21 protein-coding genes, 1 pseudogene and 1 riboswitch are annotated in these 22,576 nt (G+C 35.9%); of the genes and pseudogenes, 4 read left to right on the forward strand and 18 right to left on the reverse strand.

The genetic code is table 11. The annotated features are described in order from the left end of the window. Window positions 1-61: 61 nt before the first annotated feature. The 11 genes from ltrA to HPT25_RS23045 all read right to left on the reverse strand — a co-directional run bounded on the left by ltrA (window position 62) and on the right by HPT25_RS23045 (window position 10,260). Complete coding sequence (gene ltrA, locus HPT25_RS23000; protein ID WP_312857325.1) at window positions 62-1,033, reverse strand: group II intron reverse transcriptase/maturase; 972 nt, start codon at window positions 1,031-1,033, stop codon at window positions 62-64. Next, window positions 1,030-1,305, reverse strand: coding sequence for an RNA-dependent RNA polymerase family protein (locus HPT25_RS28860; protein WP_246277268.1), 276 nt, complete (start codon window positions 1,303-1,305; stop codon window positions 1,030-1,032). Before HPT25_RS28860 ends, ltrA begins: the two co-directional genes overlap by 4 nt. Before the next feature lie 518 nt (window positions 1,306-1,823). Continuing rightward, the gene (locus HPT25_RS23005; RefSeq protein ID WP_173069676.1) at window positions 1,824-2,564 is read right to left on the reverse strand and encodes a reverse transcriptase domain-containing protein; all 741 of its coding nucleotides are present in this window, start codon (window positions 2,562-2,564) and stop codon (window positions 1,824-1,826) included. A 26-nt stretch (window positions 2,565-2,590) separates the two neighbouring features. Further along, entirely contained in the window at window positions 2,591-2,803 is a 213-nt protein-coding gene (locus HPT25_RS23010; protein WP_173069678.1) for a hypothetical protein, read from the reverse strand. Window positions 2,804-3,892: 1,089 nt separating this feature from the next. Then, window positions 3,893-4,834: a metallophosphoesterase family protein gene (locus tag HPT25_RS23015; RefSeq protein WP_173069680.1), complete on the reverse strand. Its 942-nt coding sequence runs from the start codon at window positions 4,832-4,834 to the stop codon at window positions 3,893-3,895. 147 nt (window positions 4,835-4,981) lie between these two features. Beyond that, the gene (istB, locus tag HPT25_RS23020) at window positions 4,982-5,749 is read right to left on the reverse strand and encodes an IS21-like element helper ATPase IstB (RefSeq protein ID WP_173069682.1); all 768 of its coding nucleotides are present in this window, start codon (window positions 5,747-5,749) and stop codon (window positions 4,982-4,984) included. Next, on the reverse strand, window positions 5,746-7,317 hold the full coding sequence (istA, locus tag HPT25_RS23025; protein ID WP_173069684.1) for an IS21 family transposase: 1,572 nt from the start codon (window positions 7,315-7,317) through the stop codon (window positions 5,746-5,748). The genes istB and istA overlap by 4 nt, the downstream gene beginning before the upstream one ends. Before the next feature lie 500 nt (window positions 7,318-7,817). Continuing rightward, window positions 7,818-8,375, reverse strand: coding sequence for a DUF2812 domain-containing protein (locus HPT25_RS23030; protein WP_173069686.1), 558 nt, complete (start codon window positions 8,373-8,375; stop codon window positions 7,818-7,820). Window positions 8,376-8,378: 3 nt separating this feature from the next. After that, window positions 8,379-8,693, reverse strand: a complete 315-nt coding sequence (locus tag HPT25_RS23035) for a PadR family transcriptional regulator (protein ID WP_173065181.1) — start codon at window positions 8,691-8,693, stop codon at window positions 8,379-8,381. A 234-nt stretch (window positions 8,694-8,927) separates the two neighbouring features. After that, window positions 8,928-9,737, reverse strand: a complete 810-nt coding sequence (locus HPT25_RS23040) for a hypothetical protein (RefSeq protein ID WP_217269805.1) — start codon at window positions 9,735-9,737, stop codon at window positions 8,928-8,930. A gap of 310 nt (window positions 9,738-10,047) precedes the next feature. Beyond that, the gene (locus HPT25_RS23045) at window positions 10,048-10,260 is read right to left on the reverse strand and encodes a hypothetical protein (protein WP_173069688.1); all 213 of its coding nucleotides are present in this window, start codon (window positions 10,258-10,260) and stop codon (window positions 10,048-10,050) included. A 610-nt stretch (window positions 10,261-10,870) separates the two neighbouring features. Between HPT25_RS23045 and HPT25_RS23050 the strand changes: the two are divergent. Continuing rightward, a pseudogene (locus HPT25_RS23050) lies at window positions 10,871-11,164 on the forward strand (transposase); the annotation flags it as partial. 224 nt (window positions 11,165-11,388) lie between these two features. On the opposite strand, the gene HPT25_RS23055 reads toward HPT25_RS23050, so the two are convergent. Continuing rightward, entirely contained in the window at window positions 11,389-11,721 is a 333-nt protein-coding gene (locus tag HPT25_RS23055) for a hypothetical protein (RefSeq protein ID WP_173069690.1), read from the reverse strand. Between the two features lie 1,332 nt (window positions 11,722-13,053). Here HPT25_RS23055 and HPT25_RS23060 point away from each other — a divergent pair. Beyond that, window positions 13,054-13,299 (forward strand): hypothetical protein, encoded by a 246-nt coding sequence (locus HPT25_RS23060; protein ID WP_173069692.1) that lies wholly within the window; start codon window positions 13,054-13,056, stop codon window positions 13,297-13,299. Window positions 13,300-13,600: 301 nt separating this feature from the next. Here HPT25_RS23060 and HPT25_RS23065 read toward each other — a convergent pair whose 3' ends face one another. Next, on the reverse strand, window positions 13,601-15,259 hold the full coding sequence (locus tag HPT25_RS23065; protein ID WP_173069694.1) for a site-specific integrase: 1,659 nt from the start codon (window positions 15,257-15,259) through the stop codon (window positions 13,601-13,603). A gap of 391 nt (window positions 15,260-15,650) precedes the next feature. Here HPT25_RS23065 and HPT25_RS23070 point away from each other — a divergent pair, with 391 nt between their 5' ends. Beyond that, window positions 15,651-15,959 (forward strand): MerR family transcriptional regulator, encoded by a 309-nt coding sequence (locus tag HPT25_RS23070; RefSeq protein ID WP_173069696.1) that lies wholly within the window; start codon window positions 15,651-15,653, stop codon window positions 15,957-15,959. A gap of 63 nt (window positions 15,960-16,022) precedes the next feature. Here HPT25_RS23070 and HPT25_RS23075 read toward each other — a convergent pair whose 3' ends face one another. The 4 genes from HPT25_RS23075 to HPT25_RS23090 form a co-directional block, all read right to left on the reverse strand. Next, the gene (locus HPT25_RS23075; RefSeq protein WP_173069698.1) at window positions 16,023-17,177 is read right to left on the reverse strand and encodes a hypothetical protein; all 1,155 of its coding nucleotides are present in this window, start codon (window positions 17,175-17,177) and stop codon (window positions 16,023-16,025) included. Window positions 17,178-17,492: 315 nt separating this feature from the next. Next, window positions 17,493-17,816 (reverse strand): heavy metal-binding domain-containing protein, encoded by a 324-nt coding sequence (locus HPT25_RS23080; RefSeq protein ID WP_173069701.1) that lies wholly within the window; start codon window positions 17,814-17,816, stop codon window positions 17,493-17,495. Between the two features lie 300 nt (window positions 17,817-18,116). Beyond that, window positions 18,117-18,692 carry a DUF1003 domain-containing protein gene (locus tag HPT25_RS23085; protein WP_173069703.1) on the reverse strand — a complete coding sequence of 192 codons (576 nt, stop codon included), beginning with the start codon at window positions 18,690-18,692 and terminating at the stop codon, window positions 18,117-18,119. Between the two features lie 287 nt (window positions 18,693-18,979). Beyond that, window positions 18,980-19,145: riboswitch (M-box (ykoK) riboswitch) on the reverse strand. A 303-nt stretch (window positions 19,146-19,448) separates the two neighbouring features. Further along, window positions 19,449-20,852 (reverse strand): MFS transporter, encoded by a 1,404-nt coding sequence (locus tag HPT25_RS23090; RefSeq protein ID WP_173069705.1) that lies wholly within the window; start codon window positions 20,850-20,852, stop codon window positions 19,449-19,451. A gap of 186 nt (window positions 20,853-21,038) precedes the next feature. On the opposite strand from HPT25_RS23090, the gene HPT25_RS23095 reads away from it, so the two are divergent. Next, window positions 21,039-22,196 carry an MGDG synthase family glycosyltransferase gene (locus HPT25_RS23095; RefSeq protein WP_173069707.1) on the forward strand — a complete coding sequence of 386 codons (1,158 nt, stop codon included), beginning with the start codon at window positions 21,039-21,041 and terminating at the stop codon, window positions 22,194-22,196. A 66-nt stretch (window positions 22,197-22,262) separates the two neighbouring features. Here HPT25_RS23095 and HPT25_RS23100 read toward each other — a convergent pair whose 3' ends face one another. Further along, window positions 22,263-22,430 carry a hypothetical protein gene (locus HPT25_RS23100; RefSeq protein ID WP_173069709.1) on the reverse strand — a complete coding sequence of 56 codons (168 nt, stop codon included), beginning with the start codon at window positions 22,428-22,430 and terminating at the stop codon, window positions 22,263-22,265. Window positions 22,431-22,576 lie beyond the last annotated feature (146 nt).

Genomic DNA, 22,576 nt, shown 5'->3' on the forward strand with positions numbered 1-22,576 from the left:
GAACCTCCCCAGTAGTCCCTCACAGAACCGGACGTGAACCTCTCAGCTCATCCGGCTCCCATTATTCAGCCGTAGGCTTGATACCTATTTCCCAATGTTTAAAAAGATTAGGAATTTGCTGTGCAATTCTTCCTAAGAAATACTCTGCCCTTTTCTTGTGACGAGCTAACCTTTTGTATTTCCTCCTTGCCCATATTATTAAGGCTTTGTTGATGTGCCTTAATGTTGAGTACATTTCAGATTTGTAGAACTTGCCATAGTAATTTATCCACCCTATAATCTGTGAATTAAACATATTTGAGAGGTCTGCAAGGTCCTTTTCAGCTTTTAACTGTAGTCTCCAGTCCCTTACTTTTTGCCGAATTGATTTCTTTGATTTGTTACTAATCGCAGGTGTAAAGTTAATAAAATGCTTTCCCCATCTGTTCTTCGAACGTCTTGGTCTAAATGTATATCCTAGAAAATCAAACGAGATATTTTCGTGATTTTCTTTTCTGCCTGCATCTTTACAATATACAATTCTTGTTTTGGTCGGATGCAAGTCCAGTTTACATTCATTCATCCTATTGTTTAGCGATTCAAGCACACTCTTTGCCTCAGCTTCTGAGTTACAATGGATGACTGCATCATCTGCATATCTTGCAAATGGATTATTTGGATAAGTAATAGTCATCCATTTATCAAATGTGTAATGAAGAAATAGATTGGCTAGAACTGGGCTTATAACTCCACCTTGCGGTGTACCAGAAGTCCGTTCTACCACACCTTCTTTTGTTTGAAAAGGTGCCTTTAACCATCTATTAATATATAGTTTTACCCATTTATTATTTGTGTGCTTTTCTACTGCTTTCATTAGTAATCCATGGTCAATGTTATCGAATAGTCCTTTAATATCGAATTCAAGAACCCAGTTGTATTTCCAACACCTTTTGCGGGTTATCTCTAATGCTTGAATTGCACTTTTATTAGGTCTATATCCATACGAATCTTTATGGAAGAATGGTTCTACTTTGGGTTCAAAATATATCTTCACGACCTTTGTGCAATTCTATCTTCAACAGTTGGAATTCCTAATGTCCTAGTTCCGCCACCTTTCTTTGGTATTTCTACAGCTTTTACCGCTGGAGGAAAGTAGCTTCCCGAGGACATTCTATTCCATAGTTTGTAGAGATTATCCTTTAAATTTGCTTCGAATTCTTCAATTGACTCTTTGTCAATTCCGGCTGACCCTTTATTTGCTTTTACTCTTAGAAAGGCTTCATAAACTACCTTTTTAGATATCTCATACGACTTTGTTCTATTCATAAGTTCCTCCCATTTAAATGGTTGACTTGCTCATAAAACTGAATAACATAACCCCTTTGCTCCACCTCCGTTAGGAGGTTTCATTACTACTACGGGTTATTCCGCCCCTATACATGGCATTGGTACTCTGATTCTTGTGGTGCTTCCACTTGAATTTCTCCCTTGGCATCCATGTCGTAGGTTCCCACGTTCCACACTCAAGCCTGTATTAAGTTCACGCCGCCTTTATACCGGTCACCGAACGGACAGTAAACAGGTTCCCTCCGAACTGATCCTGAGTTAACGACTCCCCCTCAGTTTTGATGACATTCTTACGCTTTCGATACTTCTTCAGCGGTTCAATGGTTTTCGTCTCCTTAATACGCACCTGACAGAGTCTTGCTCTGCCTTTTCCTTAACGCTCAATACCATGGCTTTTGACCATGGCACCTTAAGGTGGTTTGCAACCTCTACCTGTATAGCGATTGCGAGAGACCTACTCTCATCTTAAGTGCAGCACAACTAGCTGCTTGTGCCTTTCAGGCACAGATCGCCAGTTTTCGTGGCACACAATCATCGGCAAATCTTGTAAGTCGATACCCTTTATCAACCATTTCATGGTCAAATGAATCAAGATAGATGTTACTGAATAGCGGACTGATTACCCCACCTTGCGGCGTGCCTTGAGTGGTCGCATGTTTCTTTCCCTTTTCCATATAGCCCGCTTCAAGCATTTGCCTAATGAGTCGTAAGACTCGTCCATCACTTACCTTTTCCGCAATTTTATTTATTAACAATTCATGTTGAACATTCCCAAAGAAATCTCTCAAGTCTGCATCTAGGACCCATTCGCAACCATTGATAATCTCACGATATATCTTCCTCATAGCTTGATGGGTAGACTTTCCTGACCTATATCCAAAACTACAGTCATTAAAAGTTGGTTCAAATATTGGCTCAAGACGATTCCTTAAAGCCTGTTGACAAACTCTGTCCCGAATTGCGGGAATTCCAAGAGGTCTCTTCTCGTTTGGTTTATTCCTTTTAGGAATGTTAACTCTTCTGACTGGTAATGGTTTATATGAATCATTTTTCAGTCTTTGGTGCAGTAAGTCTAATTCTTTATACTGTACCTTTTCAAAATCACTAATACTGATATTGTCGATTCCTCCGCTACCTTTGTTTTCCTTAACTTTTTCCCAAGCCATCAATAGATTTGTTGGGTGGTAAACCTTATCTATTAAGGAATGAATCTTAGTTGTTGTACCATTATCCGCCATTGGTTTCGTATCCTCCACATACAAGTTTAGGGTCTTTCGCAAAGGGAACTTTCCGTTCTTGTTCGTTTTACTCGCAAAACTAATTTCGGATTTTGGTTCCATAAAGCAGGCTGCCTTCCCCATTTATTTACCTTTTGAATAAATAAATGACATCTATATAGATGTTCCAGACGTTTTTGTTGTTCGTCTGTTAAAGTACTATTCAGCTCTCCGACTTCTCGCAGTGCATTTGTGTCCATTTCGGGGATACCTTATAGTTCACATTACTGGAGTTCTGTGAATTTCCTTACCGGATAACTGTCACAGAAACAATTACCCCGACTTTATTTAACCACTTGTCCCTAAAAGTGTTTTTGTTCCAGACACTACGAGATCTCCATGGGTCGCTGCATTCATCTTCCATACCATGCCGCCCGCACACACCTTGGTACGATGGGTGGACTAGTAGCGCCTTCGCCTCCATAGTGCAGGCTCGACCTTTCCCCATCTTTGGCCGACCGGTTCGCATTTCGGGTAGCCCCGTTTCACTACGGCCTGGTATTTCTCCTCAAGCCCTTCAGACTCCACCTCGCGGTGGACGCTCTGCCCTCTGATGATAAATCATCAGCCCTTGAGACATTACTCCCAAGTTTGGATATGAATCTCCTAGTCAGAGATTCAGTGGGACTTTAACCCACCTGATGAACGTGCTGCCACGCACGCACTACGCTGCTATCCGACTCCCTACATCGGCATTTGGTTTCCTTGCTTGTTATCGCTTGTACACCATACTCTTCTAAAAAAAAAAGAAAAGACCGGTAGGGTCTCCTGAGTTGCCGTATCATATCAATGTATAACGTGCCAAGGTCTATGACTCCAGAGAGGTCTTACCCTTCTTGCCTTTAACGAGGGGTAAAATGTAGCTTTCTGCAGCGCATAAAGCATCAGCCCTCTCGACTTACAATCATTATGGAGCTCAATCCCTTCAGCCATTTGGCTTTCGGCCCGCCACCTAACTGTCTACGCTTAAAGACTAAAGTTACCTTTAGTCCTCCAAGACTCGCTACGAGTGAATGGCTAGTTCTTACTCGACGGGAATCCCACCCGTTATATGATACGACCTAAGCTCAGCCGCACACGCGCCCGATTGTTGAAGATCGTTATTGAACAAAAGCACTAAGTTACTTTAAGGGGTCTCGCCACATGCCCATCAAGCCAAGAAAACAGAATACCCCCAAAACGATAAAATGAGCTTCTTTGTTACAAGATAGGCTAAAATTTCGTTTTGGGGGTGCTTTAAAATTAACTTGGAGGATATGTGGCTGTACCCCTTTTAGTGAAAATGTCCTTTAAATACGTTTCCAAACATGATCAGGATCATGTCGTTGTTGATGATCAACTTTTGTACCATCATCCAATCGAATCCATGATTGGTAAGATCGATCTTCTTCAAATAAACGAATAATTCTTGCCCCTCGGGAAAACCCTTCTTTTCCGTAGGTGTTGTAACCCGTAGCCCTGCCATAAAAGAGTCGAATTCCGTGTAACTCGCCCCAAAAATCGTTAATATGGTCATGCCCAACGAAAACACCTTTTACGTCATTCATTTCAAGAAATGCAGTAAACAGACCAGAGTTAACTTTTGGACAACCCATTCCTTCGTAATTATGACCGTAGCATATATGATAGTTCCATACTTCGTTGTATTCAGGTAAAGGTATATGAAAAAACGCCAAGGACAGTAGTGGCATTCCCTTGTTTGACATGGTTAATTGTCTTGAAATTTCTTTATACCAGTTAATTTGGCTATGTGTTATCCATTCATATCCACCGATCGGATGATTTAAGTTACTCCCTGAATCAAACATATATAATGCCATAATTGATTCATCTGATTTTTTGGATTTAACTCGTAAAAGATAATTACCAAATCTATTCTCTAATTCAGGACCAGTTTCTGTTAAACAATGTCGATGCTCATGTTGCAAACTGATCAACTCAGTCTTTGAGCAGTTCATTTCCGCATCATGATTTCCAAAAACAGATGCCCAAGGAATACCAAATTCCTCTACTACCCTAACAGCGTTTCTGTAAGAGTCGAATGGATCTTCACATTCCTCACTATGTATGACATCGCCTGTAAAAACTACAAGGTCCGGCGATTCAACTTCCAAAATCCGCTTCATCAACGAGTATGTCTGAATATCTTTTGGATTACCATTTTTCCAATGTAAATCTGTAAACTGAACAATGGTAAAAGAACCGTTATCTCGAAAATACAAATCTTTCATCTCTCCACCTCCACTTGTCTATTTCCATAATTCGACACATAGTCATGAATTCCTTCGCATTAGTTAACAATCAAATCATTTCCAACTAAAGTTAGCTTTAGCTTAATCCTGTGTAAGCGTCAAGTAAAATTGAACACTTTTTGCTCATTATTTTTGAACAGTTTTTTCTCCAAAAATGGAAGTTCTATGTTTCATTCTGTAACTATCGCCGTTTAGATGAACAATCTCAGAACGGTGTGCAATTCTGTCTAAAATTGCCGTGGTGATGGCTGGATCACCTATCAAGTCTCCCCAATCACTTGGCCCTTTATTGGATGTAAGAATGATAGATGCACTGTTGTAAAGCTCGTTAATCAAGTGAAAAAAAAGATTAGCCTCTTTTGAATCCATTGCCATAAACATTAAATCGTCGATGACAACCAAATTTGCTTCTCTAATCCTCTTGAGTCGTGCCTGAGATCTTCTTGTTATTTCCTCAGTCTTTAATGTGTGAATCAGTTCTCCCATTGAGATAAATGCAACTTTATAGCCCTTGTATATTGCTTCCAATCCTAAACCTATAGCTAGATGTGTTTTGCCAACTCCTGGGGGACCAAGGAGGATGAGATTGAACATCTGATCAAGCCAGTTCAGCTCGCTCAATTGTGTAAATTGCTTTCTGCTAAGCGATTGTTGTTCATTAAGATCAAACTCCTGAAGAGTTTTTTGGAAGGGAAAAGCAGCCCATTTCAGACGCTTTTCCATTTGTTTTTCTTCCCGTCTTTCTTGCTCATGCCCAAGCAATTTCTGAAGAAACTGGATATAAGACCAATCTTCCGATTCTGCTTGCTGAATGATAGTCGGAACAACTTTAGCTGCCTCCGTCAACGTCAGTGATTTTAACTGATTCTGCATAGTTTCCAAAATCACGTTCATATGACTACTCCTTTAAATAATTCTTCATATTCCTTTGGATCTCTTACTGACGGCTTGGCCAATAAAATTGACTCATCGGCATCATTTAACGACTTTATTGGGTGAACTGCAGGGGACGGAGGCTTTGGATTAGTGTTCAATAAGCGTTGGCGTTTTAGGTATTCAACGACATCGCTGAAGTCATTTGCGCTGTAAAGCTTCTTTTTTATACACTCTTCCATTGCTTGATTCATCAGATCCTCGTCAAGTTCCTCTATCGTTCTTCGAATTAATTGAAGTTGATCCCGGATGTACCTTGGGTACCCATGATAGATATTTTCCAGATAGTCATTTGCCTGATCTGGGTTGTTGAATTTGGCTGCTAAATGAGAAATGTATTCTGGTATGCCTCGGGACCGGTCACGAGTATGGTTTCGATCCTGAACTAGCTTTCCCTTGCCTGTTTCTAGTCTATGGTCCGCAATTACATTTCTTTCTGCTTTATCGTGTATAACCAGACGCCCATCATCAGTAATTATCAAGTAAACCATCTTGTCTTTTTTATAAGTTCCGAGAGGAACAGAATATCGGTTTGACTGATACAAGATGGTATTGTCCTTTCGGACTGTCCTTGTTATACTCATCTTATTATGAAATGTTTTTTTGTTTGTGATCGGTCTTAAGTGTTGCTTTTCTTCGATGAACACTTCTGCCGGTCTTTTTTTTGTAGTGTTATGGATTTTACCGTTCCTGGTACGATCCAACCATTCCAAACACTGTTCGTTCCATTGGTCAAGGTTATGAAAAACCCGGTGTTTGGCAAAGTTTTTCTTAATGAATTTGACCGTATTTTCAATTTTCCCTTTGCTTTCTGGGTCAGCTTTACGACAAACGCGAAGATTAAGATCTCGTTCTTGCCGATAACCCTGAAACTCAGAAGTCAGGATGAGATCGCCAGAGTTCTCACTTACTACGATGAGAGAATCTTGATCATAAACAAGTTCATTAGGAATTCCTCCAAAGTATTCAAACGCGTTCTCATGGGTTCTGATTACATCCCTAGTGGTAAAGGGGCGATCAAGCCACTCCATATATTTATAACGGGAATTAGAAAGAACGAATGAGATAAAGTACAGTTTGACTTCCTTACCATTGGAGGCTTTCTGTTTGGTTTGACCAAAGTCAATCTGAGCCTGTTCCCCCATCGGGGGATCCTGAACAGCCTGATAACTTCTTGTGGGATGGGTCCTCTCAATATGATAAATCTCACGAAGCTCCTTTACATAACCTCTTACTGTACTTTCACCAACCATCAAGCGATTGTCTTTCTCCTTAAGCCAATCGAAAACCTGTGCAGCTGACATGTCTTGGTGGTCCTTAAGCCAAGTTAGAATCAACTCTTTATGTGGGTCAAGCTTCCTACTTCTGGTTCGGATAGAAGCCAACCATTCAGTCATGTCTTCAGGATCTCTTTGCAGATAGGTATAAACTGTATTCCTTGCGATATCTAGTTTCCTCGCAATCTTGCTTATTGAAAATCCTTTTTTCCTAAGCTGATGTATTTCCATATACATGAGCCACTTATCCACCTTTCCTAACCCCCATCATTGTAAAATTCTAGACTATTAAAATAGTTATTTTACAATGATAGGGCATGTATTAAAATAGGGGAACTATTGAAGTTTTCAGTTGGTAACCGGCCCTCGGGCCGGTTACCAACTGAATCCTCCCCCTTATCAAATTGGCAAATAAGTGTTCAATTTTATCTAGCGTTTTCTGACTACTTTAGTCTAGCAGTTACATCCTGTCACTTTAGGAGTTATTTTGCACCAATTTTAGGCGCTATTTTGCATCATAAATAAATATAAAAAGTCCAATTTCTCATTAAAATTAAGAAATTGGACTTTTATCATTACTCCTGAATAGCGCCCGATTGTTGAATATCACTAAGTTTCTATTAGCTGGTTTAGTTCAATAAAAAGGGGATCACCGCAGCAATCTATCCCATCTGCAGAAGGCTCATATTTTTTCATTTAACTTATCTTCTAATTGCTCACCAAGTAAGGATATCCATAATCTATTGATCCACTTATACAAGTGATTTATATACTTTTCTATGTCTATAGTAACTTCTTAATGGTTGTACATTTGAAAATAAAGTCATAATTCCACCATACAAGATAGAAATATTTCCATAAATCTTGTAAAGAACAACTGCAATAATGAAGAGCATTACTAAAATTAGTGTGTATATAAAACAGATAAACATTTTTTGTTTTTCTCGTGCCTTATAAGATTCAACGTCAGAAAAAATATCTTTGTTTGTTTTTGGGGAATCAGTATAAAAAATATGTTTAAAGTACCCTTTATGCTTCGCAAGACCAATCCATCCTACATCATTAAAAAGACTGTTATATTCATTAAAATCCTCTTTTTTATTGAACATACGAAAATCAATTTTGTAAATCCGATTTTTTTGTTCTGCATACTGCAGAGGTTCGAAAACATATTGACAGTCATCAATATCCTCCGAATCATAACTTTTAAGTACCCAACCATCTTGTAACATGCTTTGTAACCATTGTTCCTCTTCTGTAAAATTAGAAAATTTCTTACTCACCTTTTTGAAGTTATTACTTTTTACCATTTCTTATATCCTTTCTTCCATTATTTTTTCAGTGAAAGTTATCATTTTTTGAAATCTGTTAAACTCTAAATGCAATATTTCTTTGCCCTTCTCTGTAATAGCATAGGTTTTCTTTTTACGACTGTCCTCTTCTTGTTTTACAGTTTCAATTAACCTTTGCTTCTGCAAATTATTTAAAACTCCATAAAGCGTTCCTGGTGCAATAATAAAGCTGCCATTACTAACCTCTTCGATACTCTTAATAATTCCATAACCGTGTAAAGGTTCGTGATAGAGAGCTAATAAAATCAAATATGTAGATTCTGACAAGGGATTCATAATTATTACCTCACATATACATTGATACTCGATATATTGTTTCTCATACTATACAACACAATATATTGAGTGTCAATATATTGGGATGCAACTCAAAATGGTTAAAAATTTAAGTAAAGTAGAAATACAATACGGCTTATTGATTTCGTTAAAACAAACAAATTACTTATAAGTATTGACATCATTTATTAAGCCTGTCACTTTAGCAGTTATATTTTGCACCCGTTTAAAGCGCTATTTTGCTGTACAAATAAATATAAAAGCCCAATCTCTCATTAAAATTGAGAAATTTGGACTTTTATCATTACTCCTGAATCGCGCCCGATTGCTAAATATCGATGAATGCTTCACTGGACCATAAAAAGGATTTTTATCAATCGAATCATGTGGTATAAATTCAATTGATTTCGCTTGATACATTTTATTACGGTATTCATAAACAATAATAATATCTCCAACAGACATCGCAGGTGTTATTTGCCCACTAACTCTGGCCATAAGTTTATTGTTAATTACTTCATAATCAATAATGCCGCCAAAAGCTATATCCTCAAATAAATGCGCAGGTTCTATTTGTTTAGTATCAAAAATGGATACTTTGTTCCCCACAATGATTTCGGCTTTTTTAGTAGTTAATTTTGTTTTTACGTTTTTATAAATAATTGCTAAAGGATTGTCAACAAGGACTTCAACTAATCCGTTTGTATATCTGTAGACATAAACTTCTTCATCATGTACTCCAGAACCAGTTCCTTTTGTTAAAGTTATGATTAATTCCTTTTTTCCATCTTTATTAATGTCTTTGTAAAATAGTTCTGGGGCATAGGTAGGATTTGTAACACACATCCAAAAAGGTCTGAAGTAAGTCTCTCCTTTAAAATCAATTTTGAAGTCTCGATATAACCCGTTCATTTTCTTAGCGTACAAGACTATATCTTCTTTATTTAGCTTCGATACCACTTCATATTCTTCGTTTGTTGCACTTACACTTTTTGGCACAACTAATAGAACAAATACTAACACTAAGATGACGTATGATTTCATAGAATACACCTCATTTTATTGTTCCCTGAGATGATCTCTTATTCAACTATCCAGTTATTCAGTAAGAAAAAGTCATCACAACGGCAGCTTAATCTATAACTAGTAGTTATTACATTAAATGGCCCGTTTGCTGAACCAAGTAAAAAAAGCAAACCTATTATATGTTCAAAAACTCGTCATCTTCTGAACACTCTTTTTTGATTTGAAATGAAATTATATGTCAAATCAAAAAGAAGAGTGTTTAAGCAGGATGTCACTTTAGGATATAATTTGGGTTTGTTGGCAGGAGCCCTAATAAAAAGGTACACGATTACTCGGATGTATACTTAATTATTCCATGTAAATAAACTGAGTATTCTCGTTTTACACATTCTCTTAACTTGATTTTTCCTTCACTTTCTAATTCGCCAACCAATTCTTCAATCTTTTTCTCATCTTCTTTTGAAGCTTTTGGAATCTCTGTTGAAAAAAAATTACCTCGACTGGAATTACTTAGACGTGTTATTAATCCAATTTTATCCATTTTACCAGCGCCTTTTTCTATTAATTTATCATACCTCTTACCTCTATAATATTCTTAAATGTTGTCGAACAGGATCATAGGGATTCTACTCGGTAAGATATTCAATTTCGATCGAGTTTTTCTTACCCCTTTTTAGTGTGTTTGCTGCTACTTTAAAAAAATTTTACCAAAGAAAAAAGTACGACGGTTAGAACCCACCTTCCTGGCTAAAAAGTCAGTGTTTTATTTTAGTGGTTTTCACGATTCAATGGCAATTTCCAATATGTTTCTAACACTTCTGGATAGCACTACGGACAATACTAGTTCCCATACTTGCCTCCGGGCAGCTACTGAATTCCTTCAATAGGATAATCTTTGGTACAGTTCGCACACATCTTCTTCATATCTATTCTTCTACCATTCCCTTTACTTTAGCATATATGGTAGTTCGTGGCACTCCTGTTTGTTTAGTAATATCATTAACGCTTAAAGGGATTTTACAAATTTACCTAAAAACAAAGCTTTTTATATCTGGATGAGGCGGGTCTTATCGAATTCATGATTAAAGTCTTGCCGAAGGATTATTGCAAAAATGTATCACTAACTAAATTGCGTTATCTAGGGAACTAGCATTTTACTCCAACACTTAGAAACCTTTAATAGAACGTCTTTGGCTGGCGTATTAGGTGAAGCAGGAGATTTAAGTGGTTTCCCCCACGGTAATTCTCTACTAAGGCATGCAGGATTGCATCTAGATAAAGCAAGCACAGGAAAGTGGAAGGGTCAAATTGTCATTTATAAACGCGGAAGATCAAGACTGCGACGATTCCTTTACTTAGCAGCGATGAGCCTTGTGATGAATAACCCAGAATTTCAAGCATTACATTCTCATAAAGTTAAAGTAAAAAAGATGAAGAAAATGAAATTCGATAATTAAAAATTGTTTAGCACTTGTAAAAGAAGAGAGAAACTTATCAGGAGCTGGGTGCTGATTATTTTGACAAACGAAGAGAAGAAACACATGTAAAAAGGACTGTAAAAAAATAAAAGACACTAGGTTATGAAGTTGATCTTCAAAAAACTAGTGCCTAAATCATGACAAAGGTGGTATGGGCAATTTTTTAAAAATTACACCTTTTATTATCTTTTTTATTTGTTACGCTGCTCTTTAAGTCTTAATGATACTTCTAGAGGTAGCTCCTTGCACAAAATCGCTGATTCTAAATCAGGATATTCGTACCAATCTCCAGTATATACATTCCCATCTTTATCTTCATCGAACAAATAGATACCTATTCCGTTTTCGAATAAAGCTACTGATAAAAATAACCGTATTTTAGCATACCCATCTATCTCAATATATGTCTCTTCTCGATAAAATAACCAAGAACCCGGAAAAGAGTAAGAATACATACGAAAATCTCTTAATTGATTTTCTATAATGTAATCATTTTCAATTTGAATCGTTATGTAATGTTTCATTCATTTTCCCCATAGATGTCTTTAGCCCTTTCTCCTTTTCTGATTTTTAACAGTTTAAACTCCAGCTAATAACTGTCCATAACTATCTAGTATTTTCAGCAATAAAATTCTTCTTCTTTTTCAAAAAAACAAAACCTTCTGATCAGCCTTCATTCGTTAAATTGTCTATAACGTATTCTATAAAATATACACTTGAAATAGCAAGAACCAAAAATCTTATAGTATTATTAGGAACACGCACTCCCAACTACGATGGACTATCAACAATTCAATAATAGTGCTGCATCCAAATAATAATTCCTACAGAACCTTATGAGGTTACTTAAATTTCAGATATTAGTGAAACCAAAAATGTTATATTTCATATTTGAACAAGGATATACCATTTCAAAACTTTGAGCGGGTATATGAGAAACAAATGGTTCTAAGCATGAAACATAGCATTAGTTTTTAGGTTTGAAGAACATGTATTTATGAAATATCTATATAATTTATTTAAAGAAATAAAGAGTTTACATAGTCATCTTCAATATTTTTGTTCACGTATCTTAATTTGACGATAGATATGGCTAATCATTTTAATTGTTTTTATTCCTAAAATACCAATTAATATTGAATAGATAGTTGTTAGAAATACACCAGTTATTGCTATCTAAAATAATGTTGTAATCTTAGTTTCTTTTCTAAGCATTCAATAGTCCTCCGCTAATATTTTATTTATTATTTTGGGCAGAACTATTTAAATTAACCGTATTATTAATTAAATTACAGTCAACAATACTGTCTAAGTCGATGATATTATTTAACGCATTCGATTCTTTTTATTGAGCAAGAAAAATAATTCTTTTTTCTATTTGTATTAAAAGAAAGAGTCATTATTAGTGTTATTAACCATCCACGTTTCCGTTATATCGGACGTTTGCGATAAATAATAATTTGATACAAGTTCTAGACGATATTAAAAAGCAATAAAAGTATTGTGAGATTAGCAGTCCTCGAAAAAAAGTATCTAGAATATCGATGAATTAACATTTTTGCCAATCTAGGAGAAAAGAAAACCTTTAGAATATCCTCATTCAAGCGAAAAACAGGAGAGAAAAACATGTGGAATGATGTATTAGAAGTGATTAAACTAAAATATCAAAACCTGCTTTTTATTGGTTTGATGATAGTGAAATTCAAATAGATGATGATGTACTAACAGTTGTTACTAAAGATGAATTTAAAAGAGATTGGCTTGAGGAACGATACAAAACACTGATTTTTGAGTCTGTTAGAGAAGCTTCTGGTCAAACTTACGAAATTGAATTTGCTACCGCAGATGATTTACGATTGAATCAAGAACCATTGATTCCTTCATCCTTAAACGAAGATGTTGCACTGGGACAAAGCCCAGATATAGCTGCACTCATACAAGACTTAAGTTTTGTTTCAGAAAATCTCCAAGATGAAACCAACAAGGCTCTCATAGTAAAAACAATTAATTTCCTAAAAAAATCCCAAACCGTCCAGGTGGGAGACAAGAAAATTACATTTATAGCTAACGATGCCGTCAAATTTACAACATACGATGATTAATTTATCATAGGAGGAACTGGGACATATTTTACTCATAAAATATGTCCCAGTTCCCCCTTTCCCTCTTTGCACCTTGGTTGAACAATTAGTCACATCTCGGGTTTATTCGTGTACCGGAACTTGATTTTATTCCCCTTAATGATGGTAAGATTGTCAAAGACTTTCACTATCCCATTGAAATAGAAGCCTTATTAGATTTACCAAAACAATAATTTCGACAATGTTGTCGAATCTATCCTTTTTTTCAGAAGCCACCGTAAATCAGGCATTTATAATCTTTATCCGGAAACAGTGGCTCTAATTAAACAATCTCGTCGTGTCTATAATTTTCTACGATATCTTTAATCTTATTTTCAACTAACATTAATAACTCGTTCAAGTGGTCGATCTCATCATGAAAAAATTTCACATTTGCGATTTCCTGGGATGTTTTTTGGATAATTTCTTTTAATTTAATGATATGACCAAAGGTTCGCGAATCTATTCCCCCATCTTTTTCTGCATTTACCATAAAATGCTCGGATGGCATTTTTACCGCTTGTAGTACAACAATATCAGCAGCCTCTTTGATCTTCATATTTCTATTTTCAGCAAGAAGGGACTTCATGTTAGTAAAGATATTTAAATCCTCCATTTTATATAGCCTCTTATCTTTACCCTTATAATGAATCGTTTTAAATTCCCATCCGCTTTTTTCCAATGCAATAGACCATTCCCCAACGGTCGTTTGACCTACATTTAGCACTTCTGCAACTTGTACCCTATTATAATAATATGAGTTCAGTTCACCACTGCAATCGGGTATAACACATTCCAACAATTTAAAAACCTTTACGGACTCTTTTGACTCTAAACCTTTTGTCATATGCCCGTACGTTTTCATCGTAATCGTGATATCACCATGACCTAATCGTTCCTGAATATACTTGTAATCCGCACCTGCTTCGATGCATAAGGAGGCATGCGTGTGCCTTAGGCAATGTGGTGTAATAGGCTTATCAATTCCAGCCACTTTAATTAATTTGTTTAAATGACCCCAGACTGTTTTATATGAAACTGGGTAGCCGTTATCATCACAAAATATAAATTCTTCATCCTTGAAAACCCGGTGATTTTGAGCCTTTATTTTATCTTGTTCATTTTTATGTTTTTGCAAAATCCCCACTAATTCTTCGCTAATATCTATTGTCCGTGCTTTCCCGTTTTTCGGCGTATTTATTATATAATTTCCTGTCTTTCCCTTATCGTACATTGATTTAGTAATCCTTAACTTAAGTGTCATAAAATCGACATCAGACCATCTTAAGGCTCTTAATTCTCCTATTCGTACTCCTGTTAAAGCCTTTGTTGAAAATAATGGATAATCAATGTAATCTCCATAATAATAAGCAGATTCAAGGAATTTATATAATTCTTCCTTTTCCAAAAAGATGACAGGTCCCTCATCATTTTCTAAATCTTCAACAGTAGTTTGCTCTTTAGGATACTCATATCCAACCGTTGGGTCCGTTTTAATGATTTTGTATTTAAGAGCATATTTAAAAATCAAATTTGCCACAATTTTTATACCTCTTAAAGTACTTAGTTCATGCCTCTTTGCCAAATCATTCATTCGCTGATCAAACATTTTATTAGATATTTTCTGAATTGGGTATGTACCCCAAACAGGAAGAAAATGTGAATTTACTATGTTTATTTTATTTTGAATAGTACCTAGCTTTACTCCTGAATCGCGGTATGCATCCAGCCATTCCTCAACAACTTCTGCAAAAGTAACATTCGATTCTGATAAGTAAGTCCCGTTCTCTAACTCCCACTCAATCTGAAGCGCTTCTGCTTTTGCTTCAGATTTGGATTTAAAGCCACCTTTGGTAATTTCCCTACGCTTTCCATTAAGTGGGTCCTTAGGCAAATAGATACGATATTCATAGGTGTTATTCCTTTTTCTTATGTGTGCCATCCGATATCTCCTTTTATCAGAATTCTATCCGGTATTTCAAGTATAGACAGCAATTCTTGTTTAAAAGCCTTCCTTAATACTTAACCGCTAATTTTCAGTCTACTAGAGGATGAATCAAATTAAAATTTGTAACTTTCACCAATTGGTTAACATATTTTTCTGTGTTTTCAATAAAGTATAGGGAACACATTTTTAAGGAAGAGAAAAAGGGAAGGTGAATAAAACCAAAGTACCGCTAGAAGTGGAACGAGTTGATTATAGGGACTTTATCAGTCCAGTACTCAAGAAAAATGCATGGGTTTGGACTGATAAGAGTTTCCCTTATATAGATGGGAATTTTTTTAGTCTTATTCTTCCATGCTATCTCTTTTGATTTGAAAGGGTTGGTACATTGTTTAATTTTACATTTGATTATGACGAAAAATTAATGGAAGAATTGTTTTTGCAAGAAATCCAAAAACAATTGGACAAATTTGAACAGCGAAGCTTGCTTATGGATAGCCATCAGCTTTGTGATTACTTAAAACTAAGTTGGGTAACAATTGAAAAGGAATTTTTATACGACCCAGATTTTCCGAGCCTACGGTATGGTAGGAAGTGGTTGTTCCCACGTGATGAGGTGGAATCCTACGTAAAAAACCAATGGATGGACCGTTACAGGTTTGGAGGAAAAAAGAAGAAAACATCAAAAATCAACTAAAAGAGCTGGACATCTGGTCCAGCTTTTTAGTATCTGCTTTAACACTTTGTGAACAACTATTTTTTATTTGTCGCTCGCCATTCTCTTTTTGTACATTTTGTTGATTTTATCACGATTCTCCCTAAAGATTTCTGCAGATGAAGTACCATGATCTTTTGTGGCATGGTCCCGAAAATGACCATAGCTTTTCCACTTACCACACAATGGGCAAGGTATTTTATTTTTAATCTGATATTTTCCATAAGAAGAAAAAGGAGGTTCTGGTTTCTTTTTATTTTCCACTAGATCCGGAATTAACTGTCGGACAACTTTTAAGGCAGCCTCTTCAAGTGACATAGTATTTTTGGAATATATATTTTTGATTTTCTCGGGATTACCAGCATCATAATAAGATTTCAATTTAATCATTACGTCCAAATCTTTATCTCGATATTGTTTGTAAGGACCCATTTTTAAAAAATTCCATCCGCTTGCTTCGAGAACAGATACATATTTGTGGAAAGTATATCTTGATACCCCTAATAGTTCTATGATTTTCATTCTTTCTACAAATTTATTGGTTTCAGCAGTGCTTATTATTTTGCTAAATTTATAAGACGCATCTTTTTGATTAATTTGTACTAATTTTCCATGTGAAATATTTATGAATCCTACTTTTATCGCAAAATTATATTCGGAAATAACCTGTTTATGATTTTCCTGATAAATTTGTTCGGGCTGCATTTTATGAATTTCTCTGGAGTGATATTGTCGGAAAACTCTGGCTTGTAACCATGTCTTACAGAGCGGGCAACAAAGATAACGTTTTTCATTTACAGCATCTATTTCATATTTTTTCAAATCGCTCCGGCTTAATGATTGAGATACATGTCCATCATCACTAAGCACCAAGCTTGACAGACTTTCTATGACCGACTTCTCATCGACACTTTGTGCCCGTAAACGAATCATTTCATCTTTAAATGCTGTAAGTTGGTTTTCTAATTCTTTTAATATTAACTCATGTTGTACGTCATTCTTTTGACTTCTCTTATCCTCCTGCTTTTCAACAGTGTCACGAAGGTCTTCTATTAAAGACGTGATTTTTTTTGTTTTATTTGTGCCGTTTTGTTTGCAATATGCTGTAAACCAAGTAGAAAGATCAGAACAAAGTCTAATTTCCATGCGGTCTTCCTTGTTCATTTTCTTATTTATTGCACTTTTTTCTAAGATTTTCATTTTATTATTTTCCTCCTGCTAAACTTTTAAGATGATCGGCTAGTTCGGCAGAAGCAATTTTTCCAGCTGGTATTTGCGGACGAGCGGGAACTCCGTACTTTATTTAAAATGTAAAAAAATCAATTTTCACTTTCATTTTTTTGAAGGTACAATACCTATATTTTTCACATGAAACCATAATTTACATTTTTTGTACGGAATTTATTTGTACGGTTTTTCAGTAATCCTTGTCCGTGATTTTGTCCGCACTTTTTTAAATTATATTTGATTCCATAAAAATAAAAATAAAAAAACCTTAAAAATCCAAGGTTTTTTTCACTCTATTTTCTCTACTATGACAGCCGTACCGTATGCAACAATTTCACTCATGTTTTGGCCAATTTCCCCTGAGTCATAACGAAACATAACAACAGCATTAGCCCCCATCGCGTGAGCATTATTCGTTAACCGGTCAATCGCCTGCTTCCTGGCATCCTCAAGCATTGCCGTATATTCCTTGATCTCTCCGCCTGCCAATGATCGAAATGATGCCATCACTTGTCCGGCAAATCCCCTGCTTCTAACAACAAGACCATAACAAGCACCTTTCACTTCTTTGATTCTGTATCCTTCAATATTTTCTGTGGTGACAATTAACATAATCAATTCCTCCTTTATTATTTCATGCTATATAGTCCTATTTGTAAGTGAAGCTTAGTCACATTTAGTATAAATACACAATTTGGCATTGTCATTAATAATTTACATACGACAAATCACCGTTCAGTTACTGTTCATATTTAGATAAAAGACAATAGCTAGGTTTGGTTGAAAATTGTTTTTTATTTCGAGGATGAAAGATAATGTATGGGTAATGCTAGCATACTTTAACAAATAACAAACAAGAGACAATCTGTACGAGACTGTCTCTTGTTTGCCAGCGGCGCCTAACCATGTTATTTATATGACACTTTTTTTTCTTTGTTCGATATCATCTTTTTGATTTTCTTGCAACAATAGTTTAATCGCTTTTAATTCGTCTTCAATTTTGTAAAGATGGCTTTGCATATCATCAATTTCTTGCTCTGCTTTATAATTGATAGCAAAGTCGATAATAGATTCATGCTTATCACGGGCTGCCTGACGGTTTTGGCTCATCATGATCACAGGTGCTTGAAAAGCCGCAATAAAGGATAAAATAAGATTGAGCAAAATGAATGGCGGCTTATCAAAATGCTTTGTCATTGACAGGGAATTCCAGATCATCCAAACTGAAAGAAATAAGCCAAAATAGATAATAAACCTCCAGCTTCCACCAAAAGAAGAAATGCGGTCAGCGATTCTGTCGGACCAAGTAGTTTTACGAAAATATTCATCATCTAAATGGGTTAAAATACTTTTTTCATAGTTATCTACTAATCGGTCAATTCTTCTTGTATCTTCTTTATTTAATTCAATATCAAATCCGTGAATGTTTACGGCTTCATCTGTTGTATTTTGAATTTGTACTTGTTTTTTTGGATTTGTAAATTTCATTTTTACTGCACCTCCCAATTTTGGTTGGGAGTCATTAATTCAGGAATCTCGCTGCCAGAAGCTGAGATTTTCCCAGACACTTCCAGCCGTGAGTTGAGCAAAATTAATGCTCCCGTTTACCATTAAGATTTTTCCTAGCCTACTGCCGGAACTGTCCACGAAAATCTCACACTCCTTTGCTATATGAATATATTATTCAGACAAAAAACATTTGGTGACTCTTTTAAACATAAAAAAAACCACCTTTCGACACAAAGGGGGTTTTAAACATTACAAAAAGTAATTGTTTTGATCCCCCTAGTTTAGCTTTAGCACTATACAACGTAGAGAAACATCTCAGCCACGTTAAGTAGAGCCTTAATCCGGCAATACCTGTTCAACCCATTGGCGTCTTTCGACGTTTCCGGGCAGTGGCCTATGTTTGTATAGAAGCCTCGCCTAACGAGAATTGCAATAACAATCTAAATAATTAATTACATATTTCATTTTTACTTTACTCCCTGTTTTCGTGATTGTCAATAGGTGCGGGTCCTTACATTAAGTAAAAGAACCCAAAATAATGTTGACTTTGGGTTCTTAATGGCATCTTTTTATTATTTAGTGTTTAATTTGGCAGTTGATTTCAGCTCCAGGCATGAGGTGCTCGCTGGCTGTTCATGGAGCTCCAAGGTGTTTGGCTTCCGCTAGGCATCCTCCAATCATCACCTAATTTCCTTCCAAAATTGCGGCAATATGAATTTTTTTTACAAGTAAAAATTATCCCTCATTATTACCTACTCTATTTTTCAATACCATTTTAACTTCCTTTATATCGGATACATTCCTTTTGGCCATATACAAATAACATAAGGCGGACGGAACAAGGAATAATTGCAGTACGGATAATGTTATGATATAGCTTGTTGGTTCCTTTGTATAATTGGAGACAATGCCAAGGATCAGCCCTACTCCTAAATTTCCAATTGTTCTTCCCAAACTATTCGATAAATTCGCAATACTGAAAGCTGTCCCGCGATGCTCAGGCAAATTGACATCTGTAATAAGTGCCAACCAGTTTGGCGTATTGGCCGACTGTGCTGCCGATGCAAAAAATGACAAAACAAATATTAATAATATCCATGGATTCAAAATAACTTCTTCCACTAATTTTGTTAAAATTAAAATAGCATTTTGATTCTTTGGAAGTGCTAAACCTGTCATCGGAACAATAAACATGCAAATATAAAGCGGCATTGTTAACAAGACAAATACCGATGTTAAGAAAGCCCTGCCTTTATATGTTTTTTTCTGCATCCGATCTCCTAGATGGCCGAAATAAACCGATGTCATTCCGCCAATTTGAAAAATCGCATTAAGGTAGCCAGAAGCAATAATCGCCGTATTCATGTCATACCCTTGCTGCTCAACTTTGTATATGTAGAAGGTTGGAAGCCATACTAAACTTCCGATCGAAATATTCAAAAATAAAGCTTGTAAAAACAGAAGCAAATTACTGCGCTTTAACAGAATGTTTTTGATTTGCCCTGCATCGATGACATAGTTGTAAGATTCACCGCTTTCCATGATTTCCTTCAATTCAGGTTCGGCTTCACCGCGCTTCGGTTCTTTTACAAACAAATATAGGATGATTAAAAAGAAACCGATGAATCCAACAATTATAAACGGAGTTCTCCAACTGGCTCTTGTTGCAATCAAAGAGGCCATCAATGAACCGGCAATACCGCCAAATCCTTGTGTCATGCCCCAAAGACTTAACACCATTCCCCGCATCCTATAAGGAATGGAATCAGTTAAAACACTAAACCCGATTGAGGCAATACACCCAAGTCCTACTCCTGTTAATACTTGATAAAATAAAAGCTGATTATAACTTTTGCTAATTGATGTTAAAAAGACAGATACTACCCATATCAATGTTCCGATTATAATCAGGCGTTTGCGTTTAAACTTGCCCGAAAGGTATCCCCAATAAACGGAAGATAGGGCAGTTACCAGAATATTTGCCGCCGAAACAATTCCCATTTTGGCAATATTTACATCCAAATCCTTGGCAATTTCAGAAAACAGTGGCGGAAAAAGCCCAAGTATTATATTATCAAAGGCAGCGAGTGCAATAAAAACAAAGATAGTATATATGGCTCTTAAAGTATTTTTTTCCAAAATATGATAAAATCCCCTTTATTGAAAGCACTTTTTAAGATATGGTTACATAAGACAATCGAATATAAATTATACCCAAATCTTAAAAAAGTATTAACAAAATATTAACTTTGTCAATCCTTTGCATTCATTAAGTTTTTTTTTTGCTATAATTATATAACAGGTGTTTAAGAAAGGCTTGGTAATATGGGTAAAAATATACTTATTATTTCATCGGATAATACTGGACATGGACATAAGAGTATAACGGAATCTCTATTTGAAAAGATTAATGCCGATTCTGATGTCAACATCCGTGTTATTGATGGATTTTCATTAGGAGGAGCAATTCTCTCTAATATTGGAAAATCCTACGGACCAATAACCAGAAATGCAGAAAATGTTTGGAAACTGGTTTGGAATCTTTCAGCACTAAAGCCGACTGTTGTCGATCATTTCATTGAGATCCTGATTAGAAATAATTTTCTAAAGGTATTGGACGAATTTAAGCCTGATTTAATTTTATCTGTTCATCCTAATTTTAATGGCTCGGTCTTAAATATTCTAGAAAAACATCAAATAAAAATTCCATTTGTTATTCTTATTGCAGATTTGGTGAATATTTACCCGCTTTGGGCCGATAAAAGGGCAGATTATATTATCAGCCCCACCACTGAAGCAAGGGATAAGTGTTTGGAATATGGGATTCCTGCGGAAAATATTAAGTTATTGGGATTCCCAGTTAGGTCGCGTTTTTTCCGGAAAAGTCCAAGAGATAAAGTTACATATCAACAAGGAACACCTTTAAAATGTTTAATCATGAGCGGCGGTGAAGGCGTAGGAAATATGAAAACGATCGCCGAAAATCTCCTGGAACATTTTGATTGTACCGTAAAAATCGTTGCAGGTAGAAATGCAAAATTAAAAGCAAAACTGGAGCAATCCTTAAAAGGCAAATATGGAGACAAAGTGGAGATTTATGGATTCACCAAGAACATCCAAGATCTAATGTTGAGCTCAGATATTGCCTTTACACGTGGCAGCCCAAATGTCATGTTTGAAGCAATTGCCGCTAATGTTCCAATTATCATCACCGGGGCATTACCTGGACAAGAAGAGGAAAACCCCGCATTCGCATCAAAAAGAAATCTTGGTGTCGTATGTAAGGACACTAAAGATATCATTCGTACCATTAATCACCTGCTTGAGAACGATTGCGAGAAATTAAATGAAATGATCGAATGTCAGCAAAATTTTATTAATTCACACGCAGCAGAGGACATACTGCAATTTATTTTAGATGTAGAAGAAGGAACAGAAAAAGTATCAGTTGCAACACGTGTTTTATCAACGGCTCGTTCCTAAAAAAATAAAAAAGCGAAGGAATCCCGAAAAGTAAAGTGGTGGATTCTTTCGCTTTTTTTATCTCTTTCAATATTTTGTCAATAATTTCATAATTTCTTTTTTTCGATCCCGGTCTTTAATTCTGGTCAAATCTAGTGCCACTTCATGTCCTTTATGCTTAGCCCGCAAAATATCCCGAATCGCATTTTTGATGCTCTCTTCATCATCCGTAACAGCTATAACTATTCTCAGCATCTCATCCCCCCTATGAATTCAGCACTCCATGCAGCTTAAAAATACATAACCATCATATTCATATTTATTTCATTAAAGTCTTTTCCGCTTAAAAATTCGCCATCCAAATAGGAATATCCTACTTTTCTGATTAACAATCAAAAGAC

Source organism: Neobacillus endophyticus, assembly GCF_013248975.1.
Lineage (GTDB): Bacteria > Bacillota > Bacilli > Bacillales > Cytobacillaceae > Neobacillus > Neobacillus endophyticus.